Annotated in this window: 16 protein-coding genes and 2 pseudogenes; 9 read left to right on the top strand and 9 right to left on the bottom strand. The window is 70.7% G+C overall.

The window, feature by feature from the left end; all coding sequences use genetic code 11:
* The first annotated feature begins 54 nt into the window (after positions 1-54).
* Together nagA and M878_RS71940 are read left to right on the top strand one after the other, a co-directional pair.
* Positions 55-1,182 carry an N-acetylglucosamine-6-phosphate deacetylase gene (nagA, locus tag M878_RS71945; protein WP_023549326.1) on the top strand — a complete coding sequence of 376 codons (1,128 nt, stop codon included), beginning with the start codon at positions 55-57 and terminating at the stop codon, positions 1,180-1,182.
* Positions 1,183-1,367: 185 nt separating this feature from the next.
* Complete coding sequence (locus M878_RS71940) at positions 1,368-2,297, top strand: 1-phosphofructokinase family hexose kinase (RefSeq protein ID WP_023549325.1); 930 nt, start codon at positions 1,368-1,370, stop codon at positions 2,295-2,297.
* A 979-nt stretch (positions 2,298-3,276) separates the two neighbouring features.
* Here M878_RS71940 and M878_RS71935 read toward each other — a convergent pair.
* Positions 3,277-4,200, bottom strand: coding sequence for a carbohydrate-binding protein (locus M878_RS71935; protein WP_023549324.1), 924 nt, complete (start codon positions 4,198-4,200; stop codon positions 3,277-3,279).
* Between the two features lie 117 nt (positions 4,201-4,317).
* Entirely contained in the window at positions 4,318-5,973 is a 1,656-nt protein-coding gene (gene cdgB, locus M878_RS71930) for a diguanylate cyclase CdgB (RefSeq protein ID WP_023549323.1), read from the bottom strand.
* Between the two features lie 336 nt (positions 5,974-6,309).
* Here cdgB and M878_RS71925 point away from each other — a divergent pair, with 336 nt between their 5' ends.
* Both M878_RS71925 and M878_RS000000100080 read left to right on the top strand, forming a co-directional pair.
* Positions 6,310-6,882 (top strand): flavin reductase family protein, encoded by a 573-nt coding sequence (locus M878_RS71925; RefSeq protein ID WP_031225482.1) that lies wholly within the window; start codon positions 6,310-6,312, stop codon positions 6,880-6,882.
* Positions 6,883-7,035: 153 nt separating this feature from the next.
* Positions 7,036-7,400: pseudogene (locus tag M878_RS000000100080) on the top strand (hypothetical protein); the annotation flags it as partial.
* A gap of 155 nt (positions 7,401-7,555) precedes the next feature.
* Here M878_RS000000100080 and M878_RS71920 read toward each other — a convergent pair.
* On the bottom strand, positions 7,556-8,440 hold the full coding sequence (locus tag M878_RS71920; RefSeq protein ID WP_023549321.1) for a sigma-70 family RNA polymerase sigma factor: 885 nt from the start codon (positions 8,438-8,440) through the stop codon (positions 7,556-7,558).
* 180 nt (positions 8,441-8,620) lie between these two features.
* The gene (gene arfB, locus M878_RS71915) at positions 8,621-9,058 is read right to left on the bottom strand and encodes an alternative ribosome rescue aminoacyl-tRNA hydrolase ArfB (protein WP_063750625.1); all 438 of its coding nucleotides are present in this window, start codon (positions 9,056-9,058) and stop codon (positions 8,621-8,623) included.
* A gap of 150 nt (positions 9,059-9,208) precedes the next feature.
* Here arfB and M878_RS71910 point away from each other — a divergent pair, with 150 nt between their 5' ends.
* Positions 9,209-9,784 (top strand): TerD family protein, encoded by a 576-nt coding sequence (locus M878_RS71910; protein WP_023549319.1) that lies wholly within the window; start codon positions 9,209-9,211, stop codon positions 9,782-9,784.
* 141 nt (positions 9,785-9,925) lie between these two features.
* On the opposite strand, the gene M878_RS71905 is transcribed toward M878_RS71910, so the two are convergent.
* Entirely contained in the window at positions 9,926-11,329 is a 1,404-nt protein-coding gene (locus M878_RS71905; protein ID WP_023549318.1) for a M1 family metallopeptidase, read from the bottom strand.
* A 53-nt stretch (positions 11,330-11,382) separates the two neighbouring features.
* Between M878_RS71905 and M878_RS71900 the strand changes: the two genes are divergently transcribed.
* Positions 11,383-11,883, top strand: a complete 501-nt coding sequence (locus tag M878_RS71900; RefSeq protein ID WP_031225480.1) for a hypothetical protein — start codon at positions 11,383-11,385, stop codon at positions 11,881-11,883.
* A 191-nt stretch (positions 11,884-12,074) separates the two neighbouring features.
* Here M878_RS71900 and M878_RS71895 read toward each other — a convergent pair whose 3' ends face one another.
* Positions 12,075-12,767 (bottom strand): pentapeptide repeat-containing protein, encoded by a 693-nt coding sequence (locus tag M878_RS71895; RefSeq protein ID WP_031225479.1) that lies wholly within the window; start codon positions 12,765-12,767, stop codon positions 12,075-12,077.
* 178 nt (positions 12,768-12,945) lie between these two features.
* Here M878_RS71895 and M878_RS71890 point away from each other — a divergent pair, with 178 nt between their 5' ends.
* Together M878_RS71890 and M878_RS71885 are read left to right on the top strand one after the other, a co-directional pair.
* Positions 12,946-14,106 (top strand): NAD(P)-binding protein, encoded by a 1,161-nt coding sequence (locus M878_RS71890; RefSeq protein ID WP_023549315.1) that lies wholly within the window; start codon positions 12,946-12,948, stop codon positions 14,104-14,106.
* 49 nt (positions 14,107-14,155) lie between these two features.
* Positions 14,156-14,320, top strand: a pseudogene (locus M878_RS71885) (oxidoreductase); the annotation flags it as partial.
* 79 nt (positions 14,321-14,399) lie between these two features.
* Here the strand turns inward: M878_RS71885 and M878_RS71880 are convergent.
* The 3 genes from M878_RS71880 to M878_RS71870 are packed head-to-tail and all read right to left on the bottom strand — an operon-like array spanning position 14,400 to position 17,006.
* Positions 14,400-14,879, bottom strand: coding sequence for a GNAT family N-acetyltransferase (locus M878_RS71880; RefSeq protein ID WP_023549313.1), 480 nt, complete (start codon positions 14,877-14,879; stop codon positions 14,400-14,402).
* A 56-nt stretch (positions 14,880-14,935) separates the two neighbouring features.
* Positions 14,936-16,342, bottom strand: coding sequence for an NAD(P)/FAD-dependent oxidoreductase (locus tag M878_RS71875; RefSeq protein ID WP_023549312.1), 1,407 nt, complete (start codon positions 16,340-16,342; stop codon positions 14,936-14,938).
* A gap of 10 nt (positions 16,343-16,352) precedes the next feature.
* On the bottom strand, positions 16,353-17,006 hold the full coding sequence (locus tag M878_RS71870; RefSeq protein WP_209445649.1) for a rhomboid-like protein: 654 nt from the start codon (positions 17,004-17,006) through the stop codon (positions 16,353-16,355).
* Here M878_RS71870 and M878_RS71865 point away from each other — a divergent pair.
* Positions 17,005-17,916, top strand: coding sequence for an aminoglycoside phosphotransferase family protein (locus M878_RS71865; RefSeq protein ID WP_031225478.1), 912 nt, complete (start codon positions 17,005-17,007; stop codon positions 17,914-17,916). The two genes, M878_RS71870 and M878_RS71865, sit on opposite strands and share 2 nt — an antisense overlap.
* The last annotated feature ends 159 nt before the right edge of the window (positions 17,917-18,075 follow it).

Raw genomic sequence — 18,075 nt, 5'->3', positions numbered from 1 at the left:
AGCGCCGCGAAAGGGGCGCGGGGAACTGCGCGACCAGCCACGACGAACCCGCAGGTGCTCACCGGCGCAAACGTGGTGCTTCCCACCGGCACGGTAAAGAACGGCCAAGTGGTCGTCGACGGCAAGCGCATCACCGGCACGGTCCCAGCCAACGCCCAGGTGATCGACGTCACCGGCCACTGGCTAGTGCCCGGCTTCGTGGACATCCACAACCACGGCGGCGGCGGAGCCTCCTTCTCCGGCACCCCGGACGACATCTTGAAGGCCATCCGCACGCACCGCGCGCACGGCACCACCACCCTCGTCGCCTCCACCGTCACCGACGAGATGGACCTGCTCGCGCGGCAGGCCGGGCTGCTGAGCGAGCTGGCCGAGCAGGGCGACATCGCGGGCATCCACTTCGAGGGGCCGTTCATCTCGCCGTGCCGCAAGGGCGCGCACTCCGAGGAACTGCTGCGCGACCCGGAGCCCGCCGAGGTCCGCAAGCTGATCGACGCGGCGCGCGGCCAGGCGAAGATGGTCACCCTCGCCACCGAGCTGCCGGGCGGCCTCGACTCCGTACGGCTGCTCGCCGAGCACGGCGTCATCGCGGCGATCGGGCACACGGACGCGACCTACGAGCAGACGGTCCAGGCCATCGACGCGGGCGCCACGGTCGCAACCCACCTCTTCAACGCGATGCCCCCGCTCGGCCACCGCACGCCCGGCCCGATCGCCGCCCTGCTGGAGGACGAACGGGTCACGGTCGAGCTGATCAACGACGGCACGCACCTCCACCCGGCCGCGCTGGAGCTGGCCTTCCACCACGCGGGGGCGGACCGGGTCGCGTTCATCACGGACGCGATGGACGCGGCCGGCATCGGCGACGGCCGCTACATGCTCGGCCCGCTGGAGGTCGAGGTCAGCGAGGGCGTGGCCCGGCTGGTGGAGGGCGGCTCGATCGCGGGCTCCACCCTCACCCTGGACCGCGCGTTCCAGCGGGCGGTGACGATCGACAACCTCTCGGTCGAGGACGCGGTGACGGCCCTGTCCGCCAACCCGGCCCGCCTCCTCGGCCTCTCTGACCGCATCGGCTCCCTGGAACCGGGCAAGGACGCCGACCTGCTCCTGCTGGACGCGGCCTTCGACCTCAAGGGCGTGATGCGGCAGGGCGAGTGGGTGGTCCCGCCCCAACTGGCCTGATCTGCCCCTCTTTTCCCGGACGGCGGCCGACCCGTGACTGGGCCGGCCGCCGTCTCTTTGGCATGATCGGGCCCCAGAAAACATCGTGCCCCGGAAAACGAGCCCCGGAAAACGATGACAGCGCGATGGCAGACGCGATGACGGGCGCGATGGCAGGCGCAGGAACTTCGAGGGAGGTCGCCCGGGTGATCCTCACGGTCACGCTGAACACCGCTCTCGACCTCACCTATCGCGTGCGGTCGCTACGGCCGCACGCCTCGCACCGGGTCTCGGAGGTCGTCGAGCGGCCCGGCGGCAAAGGCGTGAACGTGGCCCGGGTGCTGGCCGCGCTCGGGCACGAGACGACGGTCACGGGGTTCGCGGGCGGCGCGACCGGGCGGGCGATGCGCGATCAGCTCGGCGACACCCCCGGTCTGACGGACGCGCTGGTGCCGGTCGCCGGGGCGACCCGGCGCACGATCGCCGTGGTGGACGAACTCTCGGGTGACACCACCCAGCTGAACGAGCCGGGCCCGCAGATCGAGCCGACCGAGTGGGGCGCGTTCCTGGACCGCTACGACGAACTGCTGCCGTCCGCCTCGGCAGTGGCCCTGTGCGGCAGCCTGCCGCCAGGCGTCCCGGTCGGCGCATACGCGAACCTTGTGCGCGCAGCCCGCGCCGCGGGCGTCCCGGTCCTGCTGGACACCAGCGGCGAACCGCTGCGCCGCGGGGTCGCCGCCCGCCCGGACCTGATCAAACCGAACGCCGACGAACTGGCCGAACTGACCGGCTCCCACGAGCCGTTGCGCGCCACGCAGGACGCCCGCCGGCGCGGCGCCCACGCGGTCGTCGCCTCGCTGGGCGCGGAGGGCCTCCTGGCCGTCACCCCGGAGGGCAGCTGGCGCGCGACCCCACCGGCCCGGATGCGGGGCAACCCGACGGGCGCGGGCGACTCGGCGGTCGCGGGCCTCCTGTCGGGCCTGGTGGAGAAGCTCCCCTGGCCGGACCGCCTCACCCGCGCGGTCGCCCTGTCAGCGGCGACCGTACGGGCCCCGGCCGCCGGCGAGTTCGACCCGAGGACGTTCGAGGAGTTGCTGGGCCGGATTTCGGTGACCGGGAAACCCAGCGCCGCGTGATCCCTTTTACGTTCCGCTTCAGGCTCTGCTGGGAGCAACGCGATTGAAGAGTTCACCGGTGATGGTGTCGAGGAGACCTTCTTCCGGTTCCACTTCCTCAGCGGCAGGCTTCTTGGCCCCACCGTGTGCACTGTCAGCGTGCGTACTGTCAGCCCTCTTTGCCTCGCCGTCCTCGCTGCTGGCGGGAGTCTCAGGGCGAGCGGGAGGCTCAGGGCGGGCGATTGACCCACCGATGGTGGACTTTTGCGAAGTGGCCGCGGCTGCGCCAGTCATTCCGATCGCGGCGAGCAGCACAGGGGTGGCGATCGCGATGGCCAAGGCTCTACGTACAAGCATGGATTCCGCCTCGTCTAGGACAACGTCACGGCCAAGCTTCCTCGACGACCATTCCGAAAAACCGCTGACCGAACTAACCACTCGTACGGCCGAGCGCCTTCTGTACTATCCCTCCGCGAGATGGTCGAACTCGCCGGCCTTGACTCCCTCGATCATGGCGGCTATCTCCGAAGGCGGCGAACTCGACGCAGCCGCCGTCGCCGGTCGGAGATGGATGACCTCTACCATGCGAGGGTCAGCATGGAGGCGTTCGGGACCATGCGCAGCGACATGTCTACTTATCCGTTGCGCTAATTATTGAGATGTCGCTCGATTAGTCTCAGCGATTCGACCCTTCGGAGGGACGCCGACATCATAAGCCAGTCGAACAGCCTTCTGTACGCCTGACTCCCCCGGCACCCAGCGCGCGGCCATCGCTTCTGGTCCGCCGATGGCATGCTGGAGCGCCGACTCCGAGATAACTCCCCGAAAAATCAGAGGGTTTGGGCGGCCAAAATTGCCACCATGACCGACCCTAACGTCACCGCGCCGGTCGCCGCTCTCGGCAGCGACCGAACGAGCGCCTCCGACAGGCGAGTTGGACCGGGGCGGCGTACGAGGAGCTTGCGGAGCGGGTCGCGGCGACCAGCACAGTCACCGCGGCTTAGCCCCGCCCGACCTTGCCCTTCTTCAGCGAGAGCTGATCCAGGAGCACGTTGCACTTGTCGCCGGGCTGGCAGGAGAGCGAGATCGTGTTGGAGCCCTTGTTCAGCGTGGGGAACGCATAGCTCTCGGTCCACGCCTGCGTCGGGTCGGACTGGTGCGTGAAGTTGGCGAAGTTGAAACCGCCGCCGAACTTCTGGCCGTTGACGGTGAGGGTCATCCTCTGGTCCTCACCGGCGTTGTCGTACCGCGCGAGCAGGGTATAGGTGCCTTCCTCGGGGATGTTGTCCACGGTCCACGTCACCGAGGCGCCCACCGCACTCAGGCCACCCACATACTTTCCGCCCGCACCCTGGGCACCCTTGATGTCCGACGCCACGGCGGCGCCTCCCGCCAGCTGTACGGAGCTGTCCGCGGCGTTGACCTTCGGCAACTCGCCGCTCGCCGCCGAGCTGCTCCCCGACGGGCTCGGGGCCTGGCTCTGGGACTGGCTGGGGGTGTTGCCCGCCTGGTTGCCCGTCTTCTTGTCGTCGTTGCCGTTGAGCATCGCCACGCTGATGCCTATGACGACCGCCGCGACCACCGCGATCGCGCCGATCAGCAGGCCCTTGGTGTTCGGGCCGCGGCGGCCGGGAGCGGGCTGCGCGGACCGGGGGCCGCTCGGCGGGGCACCGCCGGGCAGGGTCTCCGGGGCCTGGTAGTGGGCGTTCGGCTGGCCGTAGGCACCCTGCTGCGGGATGGTCGACTGGCCGTACTGCTGCTGGCCGTACTGCCGCTCGCCGACCGCACGCACCCTGCTGACCGAGTTCGGGTAGCCGTAACCGCCGGACGGCGGCTGGGCCCCTCTGGCCTGGCCGTCTGCGTACAGATAGCCGAACGGGTCGTCGTCCTCGGGCGTGCTCGGGCTGTTTTCGCCGGGCGTCATCCCTTGGTCTCCTCAGCAGGTGCGGGTGGATGCGATACAGGTCTGGAAGAGCGAGCCTACCCGCTCCGACTGAGCCAAACGGGTGACTCGGATCGCATCAAGTCTCTGACCTGCGGATCACCCGGCGCGTCGGTGTTGTTTGGGACGAGATCGTTTCTCTACGTACATACGCTCGTCGGCTGACTTCAACACTTCGTCCGCAGTCATGCCGCAGTGTGCCCACCCGATCCCGAAGCTCGCACCCACCCGGACGGCCCGTCCCTCGGCGCGGATCGGCTGGATGATCTCGTTGCGCAGCCGTACGGCGAGGTCCTGGGCGTCGGCCCGGCCGAGGCCGTCGGCGAGGATCACGAACTCGTCGCCGCCGAGCCGGGCGACCGTGTCGCCGTCGCGGACACCGCGGGACAACCGCCTCGCCACCTCGATGAGGACCGCGTCGCCCGCGTTGTGCCCGAAGCGGTCGTTGATCGACTTGAAGCCGTCCAGGTCGCAGAAGAGCACCGCGAGGCCCTTGGTGCCGTCGTCCTGGTCACCCTCGGGGGCCACGGTGTGCACATGGTGGTCGTAGCCGTCGTATCCCTCCGTGCCCGGCCGGAAGTCGAAGCCGTGACCGGCGGGGGCGTCGAAGGCGGGGTGGCCGTAGGCCGCGTCCAGGGACTCCAGCTCGCCGGCGTGGGCCGGGCGCCGGCACAGCCGGGACGACAGGCGCGAGCGCAGCTCGGCGGAGTTCGGCAGGCCGGTGAGGGAGTCGTGGGAGGCGCGGTGGGCGAGCTGCAGCTCGCGGCGCTTGCGCTCCTCTATGTCCTCGACGTGGGTGAGGAGGAAGCGGGGGCCGTCGGCGGCGTCCGCGACGACCGAGTTGCGCAACGACACCCAGACGTACGTGCCGTCGCGGCGGCCGAGGCGGAGTTCCGCGCGGCCGCCCTCGGCCGAGGTCCGCAGCAGCGTGCCGATGTCCTCGGGGTGGACGAGGTCGGAGAAGGAGTAGCGGCGCATCGCGGAGGCGGGGCGGCCCAGCAGGCGGCACAGGGCGTCGTTGGTGCGCAGGATGCGGCCGTGCTGGTCGCCGCCCATCTCGGCGATCGCCATGCCGGAGGGGGCGTACTCGAAGGCCTGCCTGAAGCTTTCCTCACTGGCCCGCAGCGCCTGCTGCTCGCGCTCCAGGCGGACCAGTGCCCGCTGCATATTCGCGCGTAGACGCGCGTTGCTGATCGCGATGGCGGCCTGGAAGGCGTACATCTGCAGGGCCTCGCGGCCCCAGGCGCCGGGACGGCGGCCGTTGCGCGGCCGGTCGACCGAGATGACCCCGAGCAGCTCGCCGGAGGAGCCGCCCTGCACGCCCGGCGTGAACATCGGGGCGAAGAGGCGGTCGGAGGGGTGCCACTCGTCCTCGAAGCGCGGCGCGGGCCCGTCCGTGTACCACTGGGGTACGTCGTCATCGTCGAGCACCCAGCCCTCGGTGTGCGGGATGAAGACCAGGTCCCCCCAGTTCTCGCCCATGTGCAGCCGCCGCTCCCAGGACTCGCGGGAGCCGACCCGGCCGGTGATCAGGGCCTCGGCGGCGGAGTTCCCGGAGAACGCGGCGACGACGAGATCGCCGTCGGGGCGTACGAGGTTCACGCACGCCATCTCGAATCCGAGGGCGTTCACGGCACCGTCGGCGACGGTCTGCAGCGTGTCCGCCAGACTGCGTGCCGTGTTCATGTCGGCCATGACCTGGTGCAGCTGCCGCAGGGACGCAAGACGGACATACGGCTCCGACTCGGTCTCCATGCTCGCCCTCCCCCCGAGACCTCGCAGCGAATCAAGGGTTGTCTTCGGCGCTTCTCTGAGGTGCCTCTTACCGTGCTGTCTGAGTTTCCCCGCCACTGAATCACAGCGCGCTGCCCACTCGGTACACAGGGTCAACAATTCCTGCCCCTTGTGACTCAAGTCACAGGAGAACGTGAACAATTGAGTGGAGTTTCCGCGTTTTCCACGTGCGTTTACTGAACGGAAGCTTTGTATGTCTGTTCACATGGTGCACACAGGGTCGGCCGTTGGTCCTAGGACCCGGCTCGGCCCGAGGCCCGATGCGGCTCGCGCGGAGCGGAGACTAGCGTTTCCGGCGTGCTGAAGACGCCCTCACCCACCGCCACCGCCGCTTCCGGGCATGCTGAGGGGGTGAGCAACGACGAGTTCCGGGCCGCGATGTCCCGACTGGCCGCCGGGGTGGTCCTGGTGACCGCCCAGGAGCCGCCGCTGGACCCGGACGACCCGGGCGCGCCCGGCATGGAGGACGTCGGCATGACCGCCACCGCCTTCCTGTCGGTCTCCCTCGACCCGCCGCTGGTCCTGGTCAGCCTGCGCGAGGGCTCCCGCATGGACGACCTGCTCGACGAACAGCCCCTGTGGGCGGTGTCGGTGCTCGCCGAGAGCCAGCGGCACATCGCGGGCCGGTTCGCGATGAAGGGCCGGATCAGCGACCGGCTGCTCTTCGAGGACATCCCCTACGTCCGTGGCGAGGCCACCGGCGCCGCGCTCGTCGGCGGTGCGCTGGCCACGCTGGAGTGCCGCACCGAGCAGCGGGTGACGGCGGGCGACCACACCCTCGTCATCGGCCGCGTCCTGACCGCACACGTCCCGAGCGCGGAAGGCGGCCCGCTGCTGTATTTCCGGGGCCGGTACCGCCAGTTGGGCTGAGCCACGAAGTTCTCGATCCCCGCGGCGTAAATCCAGTACCCGGGTCTCACGCCCGCCCTCCCCGTCACCGTCCTCACGGATGATCTTCGCATCCGGAAACGCCTCCAGGGCTTTTCATGCGCCCAACGGCACGGCATTTCCGAGGAGTTGACAATGGCGAACGACCGTCCGCACCTAACCGAACCGGCCATGGAACTGGAACGGATGGCCACGGCGGACCATGAACGGGCCGCCCGTGCCCACAGCGACGACCCGCCCGAACAGCTCGCCTGGCGCCGGCCGACCACGCGGCACGCGGACCGGCTCAGTTCGGCTCAGCTCGGCTCGGCTCAGCTCAGTTCGGCTCGGCTCGGCTCGGCGAGATCATGGACGAGCACGGCTTGCCCACCGCCGACCTGGTCGGCCCGGAGGCCGCCCGCGCGGCCTGGCTGATCGCCCGGCACACGGACCTCCGGCTCGCCATCCAGCGCCGCGCGCCACGACCGCTGGAGCAGGCGGTAGCGGGTGTGGCAGGGCCGACGCGCAGCACCCGTGAGAGGGGCCGTCGATGCCTCGCCGTTGCACGTGCGACCGTCCGCCGGCTGCGGGTCCGTCGGGCTGATCGCTCTCCCAGCTCACGGCTTCGCTCGAACCGGCCCCCTGCCAAGCCGACGCTCTCCGCCGACCGCCAGGTCTACACCGGCTCGATCGTCAGCGTGGACAGGTCCGTCGGGTTCGTGACGACGTCAATGGACGTGATCCGGTCGGCGACGAAGGTGAACGTCAGGACGCGCTCGACGCGACCCTCGGCGTACACGACCAGCCCCGTCGCACCGTCCACCAGCACCGGCTGAGCCACCTTCGCGAGATGCCCGAAGCTCCTCGCCCCGGAGGCCACCCCGACTGCTCCCACCGTCGCACCGGCCTCGCTCCGCGCCACCACATCCGGATCGAGCACCGCCAGCAGCCCGTCGAAGTCACCACCCCGCGCGGCCGCCAGAAACGCGTCGACGACCTCCCGCTGCCGCACCAGGTCGGCCTCCGGCGCATCCGCCCCCCGCACCCGCCGCCGCGCCCGGCTGGCCAGCTGCCGCGCCGCGGCCGGGCTGCGCCCGAGGACCCCGCCGACCTCCTCGAACGGCACCCCGAACAGATCGTGCAGCACGAACGCCAGCCGCTCGGCCGGCGAGAGCGTGTCGAGGACGACGAGCAGGGCGACCCCGACCGAGTCCGCGAGCACGGCGTCCTGCGCCGGATCCGGCTCGGCGGAGGGCCCCGGGTGCCAGGTGTCCAGCGGCTGCTCGCCCCGGGAGCGGCGGGAGCGGAGCATGTCGAGACAGACCCGGCCCACCACGGTCGTCAGCCATCCGCCGAGGTTGCCCACCTCACGGGCGTCGGACCGGCTCAGCCGGAACCACGCCTCCTGCACCGCGTCCTCGGCCTCCGCGGCCGAGCCCAGCATCCGGTAGGCGACGGCCCGCAGATGCCCCCGGTACGCCTCGAACCGCTCGGCGAGAAGGTCGTTGTCGCGGTGCTGCTCGTTGTCGCTCATCGGGGTCTTCGGCCTCTCCGTCGCCATCGCTGGTCCTCTACCTCACTGACGATCGACGGGCCGGATATGTGACGGGCTCACCGGCTGGACGGGGGCATGGACATGCCGAGCGGCAGCCGTCGTACGCCCAAGGGCAGACCTCGTATGCCCAGGGACAGACCTCATATGCCTAGGGGCGGACCGCATATGCCGAGGTCAGGCGTCCGCTCACGACCAGTCGCGGCCGGAGCGGCCCCGCTTGGTGTCCGAGCGCTGTTTCTTCTCCCGCAGCCGGCGTTCGTTGATGCCGCGCGGGATCCGGGTCGGCCGTCGCGGCTTCGGCGGGGGCGCGCTGGCCTCCGCGAGGAGGGCGGCGAGGCGTACGGCGGCGGTCTCGCGGTTGCGCCACTGGGAGCGGTGCTCGGAGGCCCGTACGACGACGACACCGTCGACCAGCCGCCCGGCCAGCCGCTGCAGCGCCCGCTCCTTCCACACCGGGGGGAACGCCTCGGTGTGCGCGAGGTCGAAGCGCAGCTCCACCTGCGAGTCGCTGGTGTTGACGTGCTGTCCGCCGGGCCCGGACGACCTGGAGAAACGCCACGTCAGCTCGGCCTCGGGCAGCGAGACCGAACCACGGATGATGTAAGGCCCGGACATGCGTCCCATGATCCCGGCCCGGCCCGCCTCGCGTCACCCCGTTTTCGCCCTCGGTAAAAAAGGTAAAGGCATCCGGAACCACCGGGACCCCCCTCGGCGTTCTTCGGGGTGACGGCTAGCTTCGTCGGCACAGAAACCTCAAGGGAAGGACTCCCAATCATGGCTGTAAGCCTGTCCAAGGGTGGCAACGTCTCGCTCACCAAGGAGGCTCCGGGCCTGACCGCCGTCACCGTGGGCCTCGGCTGGGACGTCCGCACCACGACCGGCACGGACTTCGACCTGGACGCCTCCGCGATCGCGGTCAACGGCCAGGGCAAGGTCTACTCGGACGCGCACTTCGTCTTCTTCAACAACAAGCAGACCCCGGACAACTCCATCGTCCACACCGGCGACAACCGCACGGGCCAGGGCGAGGGCGACGACGAGGCGATCAACGTCAACCTGGCCGCGCTCCCGGCCGACATCGACAAGGTCGTCTTCCCGGTCTCCATCTACGACGCCGAGAACCGCGGCCAGAACTTCGGCCAGGTCCGCAACGCCTACATCCGCATCGTCAACCAGGCCGGCGGCTCCGAGATCGCCCGCTACGACCTCTCCGAGGACGCCGCCACCGAGACGGCCATGGTCTTCGGCGAGCTGTACCGCAACGGCGCGGAGTGGAAGTTCCGCGCGGTGGGCCAGGGTTACGCCTCGGGCCTGGTCGGCATCGCCCAGGACTTCGGCGTGAACGTCTGACAGACGCTGCGCCGAGCTTCGGCGGTGTCTCGCTGCGCTACGGCAGTGCCTCGCGCCCGCCCCGGGAACCGCGAGGCACTGCACCGGGCGGAAACCTGCGGTGAGGCGGGCGGACGGTCATGAGCGGGGTCATGGGTGGGGTCACGGGTGAGCCGGCTTGCCGTCGCCGTACAGCCAGTCCTTCCAGATCTCGCTGAAGTCGTGGCCCGGTGCCTTCTTCTGCACGTACGCGGTGAAGTCGGCTGTGTCCGCGTTGCCGTAGCGGTGGGCGGCGGCCCAGCCCTGGATGATGTCGTAGAAGGTGTCGTCGCCGACCTTCTGCCGGATCTTCTGCAGGACCATCGCGCCGCGCTGGTAGACGGGGCTGTCGGAGATATGGGCGGCGCTCGACGGTTTCGCCGGCGGGTAGGCCCAGATGGTGTCGTTGTCGCCGTTGTAGTAGTCCATGAAGGTCTCCTGGGCGCTCTTGCCGCCGTGGTCCTCCCAGTACAGCCACTCCGCATAGGTGGCGAAGGCCTCGTTGAGCCACATGTCCTGCCAGGACTTGGGGGTGACCGAGTTCCCGTACCACTGGTGGGCGAGTTCGTGCACGAGCGTATCGGTGTCGAACAGGTCGGCGGGGAGGACGGGCCGGTTCTGGGTCTCCAGGGCGTAGCCGGCGTCGCCCGGGCCGGCGACGATCGCGCCGGTGGAGGAGAAGGGGTACGGGCCGAAGTTGATCTCCTCCCAGTGGACGATGTCGGGGAGCTTCGCCAGCACGTCCTTGGTGTCCTTCACCTGGGAGGTGTCGACGGCGGTGAGGATCGGCAGGCCGTGCGGTCCCGTGGTGCGGGCTATGTCGTAGTGACCGACGGCGACCGTGGCGAGATAGCTCGCCATGGGCTGGGCGGTGTGCCAGTGGAAGGTCGTACGGCCGCCCTTGGTGGACTGATCCGCCAACTCGCCGTTGGAGACAGCCTGGAGACCCTGGGGGACGGTGACCGTGATGTCGTACGTCGCCTTGTCGGAGGGATGGTGATTGCCGGGGAACCAGGCCATGGAGCCGACCGGTTCGCCGAGGCCGAGAGCGCCGTCGGCGCTGGGCAGCCAGCCTTCCTTCGAGCCGTCGGGGTCGGTGAGGGTGCGCGGGGTGCCCGAGTAGCGGACGGTGGTGCGGAACGTCTCGCCCTTGCTCAGGTCGTCGTGCGGGCGGACGGTGAGCTCCTGGCCGGCCCGGGCGAAGAGGGCCTTCTTGCCCTCCACGGTGACCGAGTCCACGTCCAGCCCGACGAGGTCGAGATTGAAAGCGGACAGGTCCTGGGTGGCGCGGGCGGTGATCACCGCCGTGCCGGTGAGATGACGGCCGGCGGGGGTGTAGTCGAGGGCCAGGTCGTAGTGCCCGACGTCGTAGCCGCCGTTGCCGGCCTTCGGGAAATAGGGGTCGCGTACGCCGGAGCCGCCCGGGGTGCCGTGGACACCGCCGACACCGCCGCCGCATGCGGTGGTGGTGAGAGCCAGGGCAAGCAGGGCCGCGGCGGCCGGGACAAGGCGCACGGATCTGGACATGTCAGCGATCTTATGTGCCGGGGTGTGTGTCGAAGCGTGTCACCATCTCTTCCGTGCTCGACATCGGCTACGCCCTCTCCAACCGGTTCCCGGACCCACCGCAGACCGACTACCGCCACGCGGACGTCCATGCGCTGCGTCACGACCTGTTCTGCGGTGACGTGTATCTCGCGGACACCAAGACCGACCGGGAGCTGTCCACAGCCTGGGGATGGGTGCCGGTGCTCGACTTCGCGTGGGCGCTGTGCGACATCGCGGAGCGGCTGGACCGGGATCCGATGGGCTCCCGCGCCGCCCGGCCGCAGCGGGCGGAACTGGACTTCACCGAGTCCACCGACCGGATGCTCTTCGAGCGCCGCTTCGGCTGGGTCGACATCACCGCCGACTGGGCGCCGGCCGAGGAGTCCCCGCTCTCCTTCTCCCACACCGAACTGCGCCGCGAGGCCCGCGACTTCCTGCACGACCTGATCGCGGACCTCACCGACCTCCATGAGGACCTCGCGGAGAACCCGGCCATCTGGACCCTGCAGGCCCGCTTCCCCCGAGTGCCGTAGAGCCTGTCCGGCGGATCAGGTCGCGGGAACGCGGCGGCACCTCATCAGCGCAGGTGAGCGGGGGCGGGCGCGTCCGGCTGCAAGGCGGAGGAGGGAGCCGACGCGGGGCGTCGGGGACCGACGACAACGCCACGGATGGGCGTGCCGGACCCCGCGTCCGCGACACGTTCCGCCGGACAGGCCCTGAGGACCTACTCCACCCGGATCCCCAGCTCCGCCGCCAGAACCGGTGCCAGATCCAGCAGTTGCCCGGTGCTGATCACGGCCCCCGACAGCCGGTCCAGTCCCCGCACGATCTCCAGCGGAGCGGCCCCGCGCAGGTCCACGTCCTTCAGCGTCGCGCTGCCGAAGTCGGCCTCTCTCAGCGCACAGTCGACGAACTCCACCCGCTCCAGACTCGCACCCGCGAAGTCCGGCTCGACCAGGACGCAGGACTCGAACACGACATCCTTGAGGCGGGCCTCGCGCAGGTTCAGACAGTCGATCTTGCCGCCGCGCACCACGACCCGCTCCAGGACGGCGCCGTGCAACTGCGTGCCGCCAAGCCGGGCGTCGACCAGCTCGACGTCCCGGAACGTGGACTCGGCGAGATGCGTCCCCACTCCGCGCAGCCCCGTCAGGACCGAGTCCAGCACTCTGGCCCGCCCCAGCGCCGTACCGTCCACCACACAGCCCGTCAGCGCACAGTCCATGAACCGGGCGCCCACGCCGTCCTGCCCCGTCAGGTCCGCGTCCCTGAACTCCAGCCCGTCATAGTCCCCGTCGGGCTCCAGCTCCCCCATCTGCCACGGCTCCAGAGGCGGCGGCCGCAGCTCCGGCCGTCGCGCACCCTTCACCCCGGCCCGGCCCGCCGCACCGCCGCCGCCCGTCGCTCTCCTCGCCATGCCCCCATGCTGCACCCCACCACTGACAATCGGCCTGACCTGGAAAAACGCGGACCGTGTCACATTCCGGCGCCCCCTCGCCGTCGTAGTCACGACCGGTCGTACCAACAGCCGTACGGCCGTACGGACCAGCCGTATGCGCGAACCAGCCGAACCGACCCGAGGGAGAACCCGCTCCATGCCCCACATCACCGTCATCGGAGGCGGCTTCGCCGGACTCATCGCCGCGATCACCGCCGCCGAGGCAGGCGCCGAGGTCACCCTGTACGAGGCCCACCACACCCTGGGCGGCCGCGCCCGCACCGCCGAAGGGCCCTACCGCACCAACGAAGGCCCGCACGCCCTCTACAACGGCGGCCCGCACTGGACCTGGCTCAAACAGCGCGACCTCATCGGCCCGCTCGCCCCGATCCCGCCCCTGGACGCCGCCCGGCTGCGGCTGCGTCACCACGGCGCCCTGCGCCGCACCCCGCCCTTCGGAATGCTGAAGCTGCTGCGCCCCGGAGTCCGGCAGGCCCCCGCCGACGCCGACTTCCTCAGCTGGGCGACCGGCATCGCCGGCGAGGAGGGCGCCCGCGCCGCCGCCCACTACGCGGCCGTCGCCCTCTTCCACCACGACCCGGGCGCCCTGTCCGCCGCGTTCGTGCAGGAACGCCTGCGCCGGGCCACCAAGCTGCCGCCGGAGGCGCACTACCCGGCCGGCGGCTGGGGTCCGCTGATCGGCCGGATGGCCGCACGGGCCGGGAACCTGGGCGTGCGGGTCGAGACAATGTCCCGCGTCGACGAACTGCCCACCGGCACGCCCGTCGTCGTCGCCACCTCGCTGCCCGCCGCCCGGCGGCTGCTCGGCGATGACTCGCTGACCTGGCCGAGCGGCCGTACCGTCCTGCTCGACCTCGCCCTGCGAGCCCGGCGCGGCGACCCCTTCATCCTCTCCGACCTCGACGCGACCGGCTGGTTCGAGCGCTGTACCGCGCCGGACCAGACCCTCGCACCGGCCGGGGAACAGCTGATCCAGGCACACCTTCCGATCGGGCCGGACGAGACCCGCGCCGACGGGCTGGCCCGCGCCGAGGAACTGCTCGACCTGGGCTTCCGGGACTGGCGCCGACGGCTGACCTGGCGGCGGGAGGCCCTGGCGGACGGCCGTACCGGGGCCGTGGACCTGCCGGGCAGCACCTGGCGGGACCGGCCCGCCGTCGACCAGGGCGACAGCGTGTACCTCGCGGGCGACTCGGTGGCCGCGCCGGGCGTGCTGTCGGAGGTGTCCTTCAACAGCGCGGTCACGGCGGTCTCCCTGATCCTCGGCCGGCCCGCGGTCGGCCTCAAGCGCGCTTGAAGCCGGCGGGCGGGCCGGGAAGAGCCAGTCGTCCACCTGGGGGAACGCCATGCACGCCATCCGCCTCTACGCCTTCGGCCCCGCCGAGACCCTCACCCACGAGCCGGCCGAGGACCCGCTGCCCGCTCCCGGCCAGGTACGGATCGCGGTCGCCGCGGCCGGGGTGCGCCTGCTCGACGCGGCCCTGCGTGCCGGACGCCAGGGCCCGCCGCCCCTCGCAAAGGCCGCCGCCGCACACCGCGCGCTCGAAAACCGCGGCACGATCGGAGAGGTGGTGCTGCAACCATGACGGATCAGTGACCCGAACCCAGCGCCGTCAGCGCCCCGTCCGTGAGCCGGTACACCGTCCACTCGTCCTGCGGACGCGCGCCGAGCGCCTCGTAGAAACCGATCGCCGGCCGGTTCCAGTCCAGCACCGACCACTCCAGACGCTCGTACCCCCGCTCCACACAGATCCGCGCCAGCTCCGTCAGCAGCGCCCGCCCGTGCCCGCCACCCCGCGCGCTGGGCCGGACGTACAGATCCTCCAGGTAGATCCCGTGCGCCCCGCGCCACGTCGAGAAGTTCAAGAACCACAGCGCGAACCCGACCGGCTCACCGCTCTCGTCGTCGACCGCCATGTGTGCGAAGGCAGCCGGCCGCTCCCCGAACAACGCCTCCCGCAACTGCTCCTCACTCGCCCGCGCCTCCTCGGGCGCCTTCTCGTACTCGGCCAGCTCACGGACGAGGGCGTGGATGACGGGGATGTCGACAGGGATCGCGGTACGAATCATGAGGGGAGGCTAACCGGACCCACCGTGCCAGGGCACTCCCCCTCGGTGCCGGCCTCTCAGTGCCGCCCCGCCACCCGGTCCGCCACCTTCGCCAGCCGGGAGGTCTCCGTCCTCGGCCGGAGCCGTTCGCGCTGGTCGGCTGTGCGGTAGGTGGCGTACATGCCGTGGACGCCGAGCCAGCGGAAAGGTTCCGGCTCCCATTTGCGGACCTTGTGGTTGACCCAGGGCAGGTCGGTCAGTTCGGTGCGGCCGCCCTGGCCGGAGTCCTGCTGGACCAGGTCGCGCAGGGCGCGGCCGGCGAGGTTGGTGGTGGCGACGCCGGAGCCGACGTAGCCGCCGGCCCAGCCCAGGCCGGTGGAGCGGTCGAGGGTCACCGTGGCGCACCAGTCGCGCGGCACGCCGAGGACGCCCGACCAGGCGTACTCCACCCGCAGGCCCGCGAGGGACGGGAAGAAGCGGGTGAGGATCTCCCGGAGGGCGTCGAGGGTCGCCTCCTGGGTGCGGCCGTCGTTGTCCGTCCGCGAACCGAAGCGGTACGGCACTCCGCGGCCGCCGAGGGCGATGCGGCCGTCGGCGGTGCGCTGGGCGTACATGTAGGCGTGGGCCATGTCGCCGAGGGTTTCGCGGCCGTTCCAGCCGATCGCGGACCACTGTTCCTCGGTCAGTGGCTCGGTGGCGATCATGGAGGAGTTCATGGGGAGCCAGGTGCGTTTCTGGCCCTTCAGGGATGCCGTGAAGCCCTCGGTGCAGCGCAGGATGTAGGGGGCGCGCACAGTGCCGTACGGGGTGACGGCGTGCTTGGGGCGGATCTCCGTCACCGGGGTCGACTCGTGGATCACCACGCCGAGGGCCTCCACCGTGGCCGCGAGGCCCTTGACGAGTTTCACGGGGTGCAGCCGGGCGCCGTGCGGGGTCCAGGTGGAGCCGACGGCGTCGGCTATCCGGATCCGCTCGGCGGTCTCTCGGGCGCCGTACAGTTCACGGTCCTTCTCGCCGTACGACAGCTCGTGCTGGTGGAAGGCCTTGAGCCGGGCCAACTGGGCGGGCGTGGTGGCCACTTCGAGGACGCCGCCCTTGTGTATGCCGGCGTCGATGCCCTCGGTTTCCGCGACCGTGATCACCTCGGCGACGGTGTCGTTCATGGCCTGCTGCAGCCGTACGGCGGGCTCGTGGCCGTGCAGTGCGGCGTACCGGTCGCGGCCGGCGATGCCGTTGTAGAGCCAGCCGCCGTTGCGGCCGGAGGCGCCGTAGCCGCAGAACTTCTGTTCCAGGACGGTGATGCGGAGGTAGGGGGCGGCCTTCTTCAGGTAGTAGGCCGTCCACAGGCCGGTGTAGCCGCCGCCGACGATGACGACGTCGGCGGATGCGTCGCCGGGCAGGGGTTCCCGTACGGCCGGGAGGCCGTCGTCCGCGTACCAGTAGGAGATTCCGCCGTTGACGACACCGTTTGCCGAGCTGTTCATGGCCGGGACGTTAACCCCTGAGAGTGGCCAGTGTCTCCTTCGGATTCCATGCTTTTCCGCGGCTTCTGGTCAGCGGATAGCAGGCCAGCCCGATGAGAACGGAGAGAAAGTGGCCGAGTTCGGTGAACGTCGGTCCTTGGGCCAAGGGCCGCCCGAAGAAGATCAGTACGACGAGGAGGTAGGCGTATCGCCAGGGCGGTGCGATCCGGTAGGTGAGGACGCCGATGACGCCGGCCAGTGCGTAACTCACGCCGATGTCCAGGGTGTTGACGGCGGAGCGGTGGGCCACGCCGTCCTGGATCGCGACCAGGAGTGCCCCCTCGCTGATCAGTGAGGCCAGGACGTGGGCGAGTGCGCACACCGCGAGCCAGCGGGGTGTGCCGAGCCAGCGTTCGGCCTGTGCGTGGAAGACGCTGTACAGCACGACGTACGGGAGCCAGTGGCCGCTGTCGATCCACATCGCGCTGGCGACGAGGACGCGTACCGGGTTGTGTGACAGCTCGTGGATGTTGGTCGATCGCTGCCGCAGGAAGTGCTGTTCGAAATCCGGCGACATCTGGTGCAGCGCGACGGTGGTGACGAAGAGGACGGCCAGCCAGACATACGTGCCGGGGGCGCTGCGGATGTACGCCCACACTCCGCCGAGGCCCCGGTTAATTCGCATGAGCCGATTCACGCACGTCAGTATCGTCCGGTCCGTGATTGACATTCCGGGTGATCTCGCGGAAGCGCAGGAGATGTACAACGGTGCGGCGGGCCGGGCCTTCATCGCCGGGCTGCCGGATCTGGCGGCGGGTTTCCTGGAGCGCTGGCGGTTGCGGCTCGACGGTCCTTCCATGAACGGGGTCAGCGCGCTGGTCCTGCCGGTGGTCCGTTCCGATGGCGGCCGGGCCGTTCTCAAGCTGCAGCTGCCGGACGAGGAGAGCGAGGGGGAGCCGGTCGCGCTGCGGGTGTGGGACGGCGACGGGGCCGTACGGCTGCTGGACCACGATCCGGAGACGGGCGCCATGCTGCTGGAGCGGCTGGACGAGTCCCGGATGCTTTCCGCGGAGGCGGACGGCCGTACGGCCGTCCTGGTCATCGCCCGGTTGCTGGCCCGCCTCACCTCCTTCCCGGCGCCGCCCGGGATGCGGCGGCTCGGGGACATCGCCGAGGCGATGCTGCAGCGGACTCCTTGGGCGCTGGAGCGCATCCCGGACCCGGGGGTCCGCCGTCTGGTCGCGGACTGTGCGGCCGCCGTGCGCGAGGTCGTCGCCGAGCCCGGCGACCGGCTGCTGCACTGGGACCTGCATGACGAGAACGTCCTCGCCGCCGAGCGCGCCGACTGGCTGGCCATCGATCCCAAGCCGCTGGCCGGTGATCCCGGTTTCGAGTTGTGGCCCGCGCTGGACAACCGTTTCGAGGCCGCCGAGGTGCGGTGGCGCTTCGACGCGCTGACGGACGTCCTCGGCCTGGACCGGGAGCGGGCCCGCGCCTGGACGCTGGGCCGGCTGCTGCAGAACGCGCTGTGGGACGTGGAGGACGGCCAGCCGGTGGAAGACCGCCAACTGGAGATCGCCCGCAGACTCCGCTGAGCCCGCCGCCAGCTCCGCTGAGCCCCGTCGGCTTCGCCCAGCCCCCACCGACCTCGCCAAGCCCCATCGACTCCGCCCAGCCCCCACCAACTCCGCCAAGCCCTCGCCGACCTCGCCAAGCCCCGTCGGCTTCGCCCAGCCCCCACCGACCTCGCCAAG

This window comes from Streptomyces roseochromogenus subsp. oscitans DS 12.976 (assembly GCF_000497445.1).
Lineage (GTDB): Bacteria > Actinomycetota > Actinomycetes > Streptomycetales > Streptomycetaceae > Streptomyces > Streptomyces oscitans.
This window is presented reverse-complemented; position numbering and strand designations above follow the sequence as displayed.

What these genes read in the sequence shown, in the direction of transcription:
- M878_RS71935 (WP_023549324.1), bottom strand. Translation starts at nt 4,200, where the DNA reads ATGACGCCCGGCGAAAACAGCCCGAGCACGCCCGAGGACGACGACCCG.
- cdgB (WP_023549323.1), bottom strand. Translation starts at nt 5,973, where the DNA reads ATGGAGACCGAGTCGGAGCCGTATGTCCGTCTTGCGTCCCTGCGGCAG.
- M878_RS71920 (WP_023549321.1), bottom strand. Translation starts at nt 8,440, where the DNA reads ATGGCGACGGAGAGGCCGAAGACCCCGATGAGCGACAACGAGCAGCAC.
- arfB (WP_063750625.1), bottom strand. Translation starts at nt 9,058, where the DNA reads ATGGGACGCATGTCCGGGCCTTACATCATCCGTGGTTCGGTCTCGCTG.
- M878_RS71910 (WP_023549319.1), top strand. Translation starts at nt 9,209, where the DNA reads ATGGCTGTAAGCCTGTCCAAGGGTGGCAACGTCTCGCTCACCAAGGAG.
- M878_RS71905 (WP_023549318.1), bottom strand. Translation starts at nt 11,329, where the DNA reads ATGTCCAGATCCGTGCGCCTTGTCCCGGCCGCCGCGGCCCTGCTTGCC.
- M878_RS71895 (WP_031225479.1), bottom strand. Translation starts at nt 12,767, where the DNA reads ATGGCGAGGAGAGCGACGGGCGGCGGCGGTGCGGCGGGCCGGGCCGGG.
- M878_RS71890 (WP_023549315.1), top strand. Translation starts at nt 12,946, where the DNA reads ATGCCCCACATCACCGTCATCGGAGGCGGCTTCGCCGGACTCATCGCC.
- M878_RS71880 (WP_023549313.1), bottom strand. Translation starts at nt 14,879, where the DNA reads ATGATTCGTACCGCGATCCCTGTCGACATCCCCGTCATCCACGCCCTC.
- M878_RS71875 (WP_023549312.1), bottom strand. Translation starts at nt 16,342, where the DNA reads ATGAACAGCTCGGCAAACGGTGTCGTCAACGGCGGAATCTCCTACTGG.
- M878_RS71865 (WP_031225478.1), top strand. Translation starts at nt 17,005, where the DNA reads ATGAGCCGATTCACGCACGTCAGTATCGTCCGGTCCGTGATTGACATT.
- M878_RS71870 (WP_209445649.1), bottom strand. Translation starts at nt 17,006, where the DNA reads ATGCGAATTAACCGGGGCCTCGGCGGAGTGTGGGCGTACATCCGCAGC.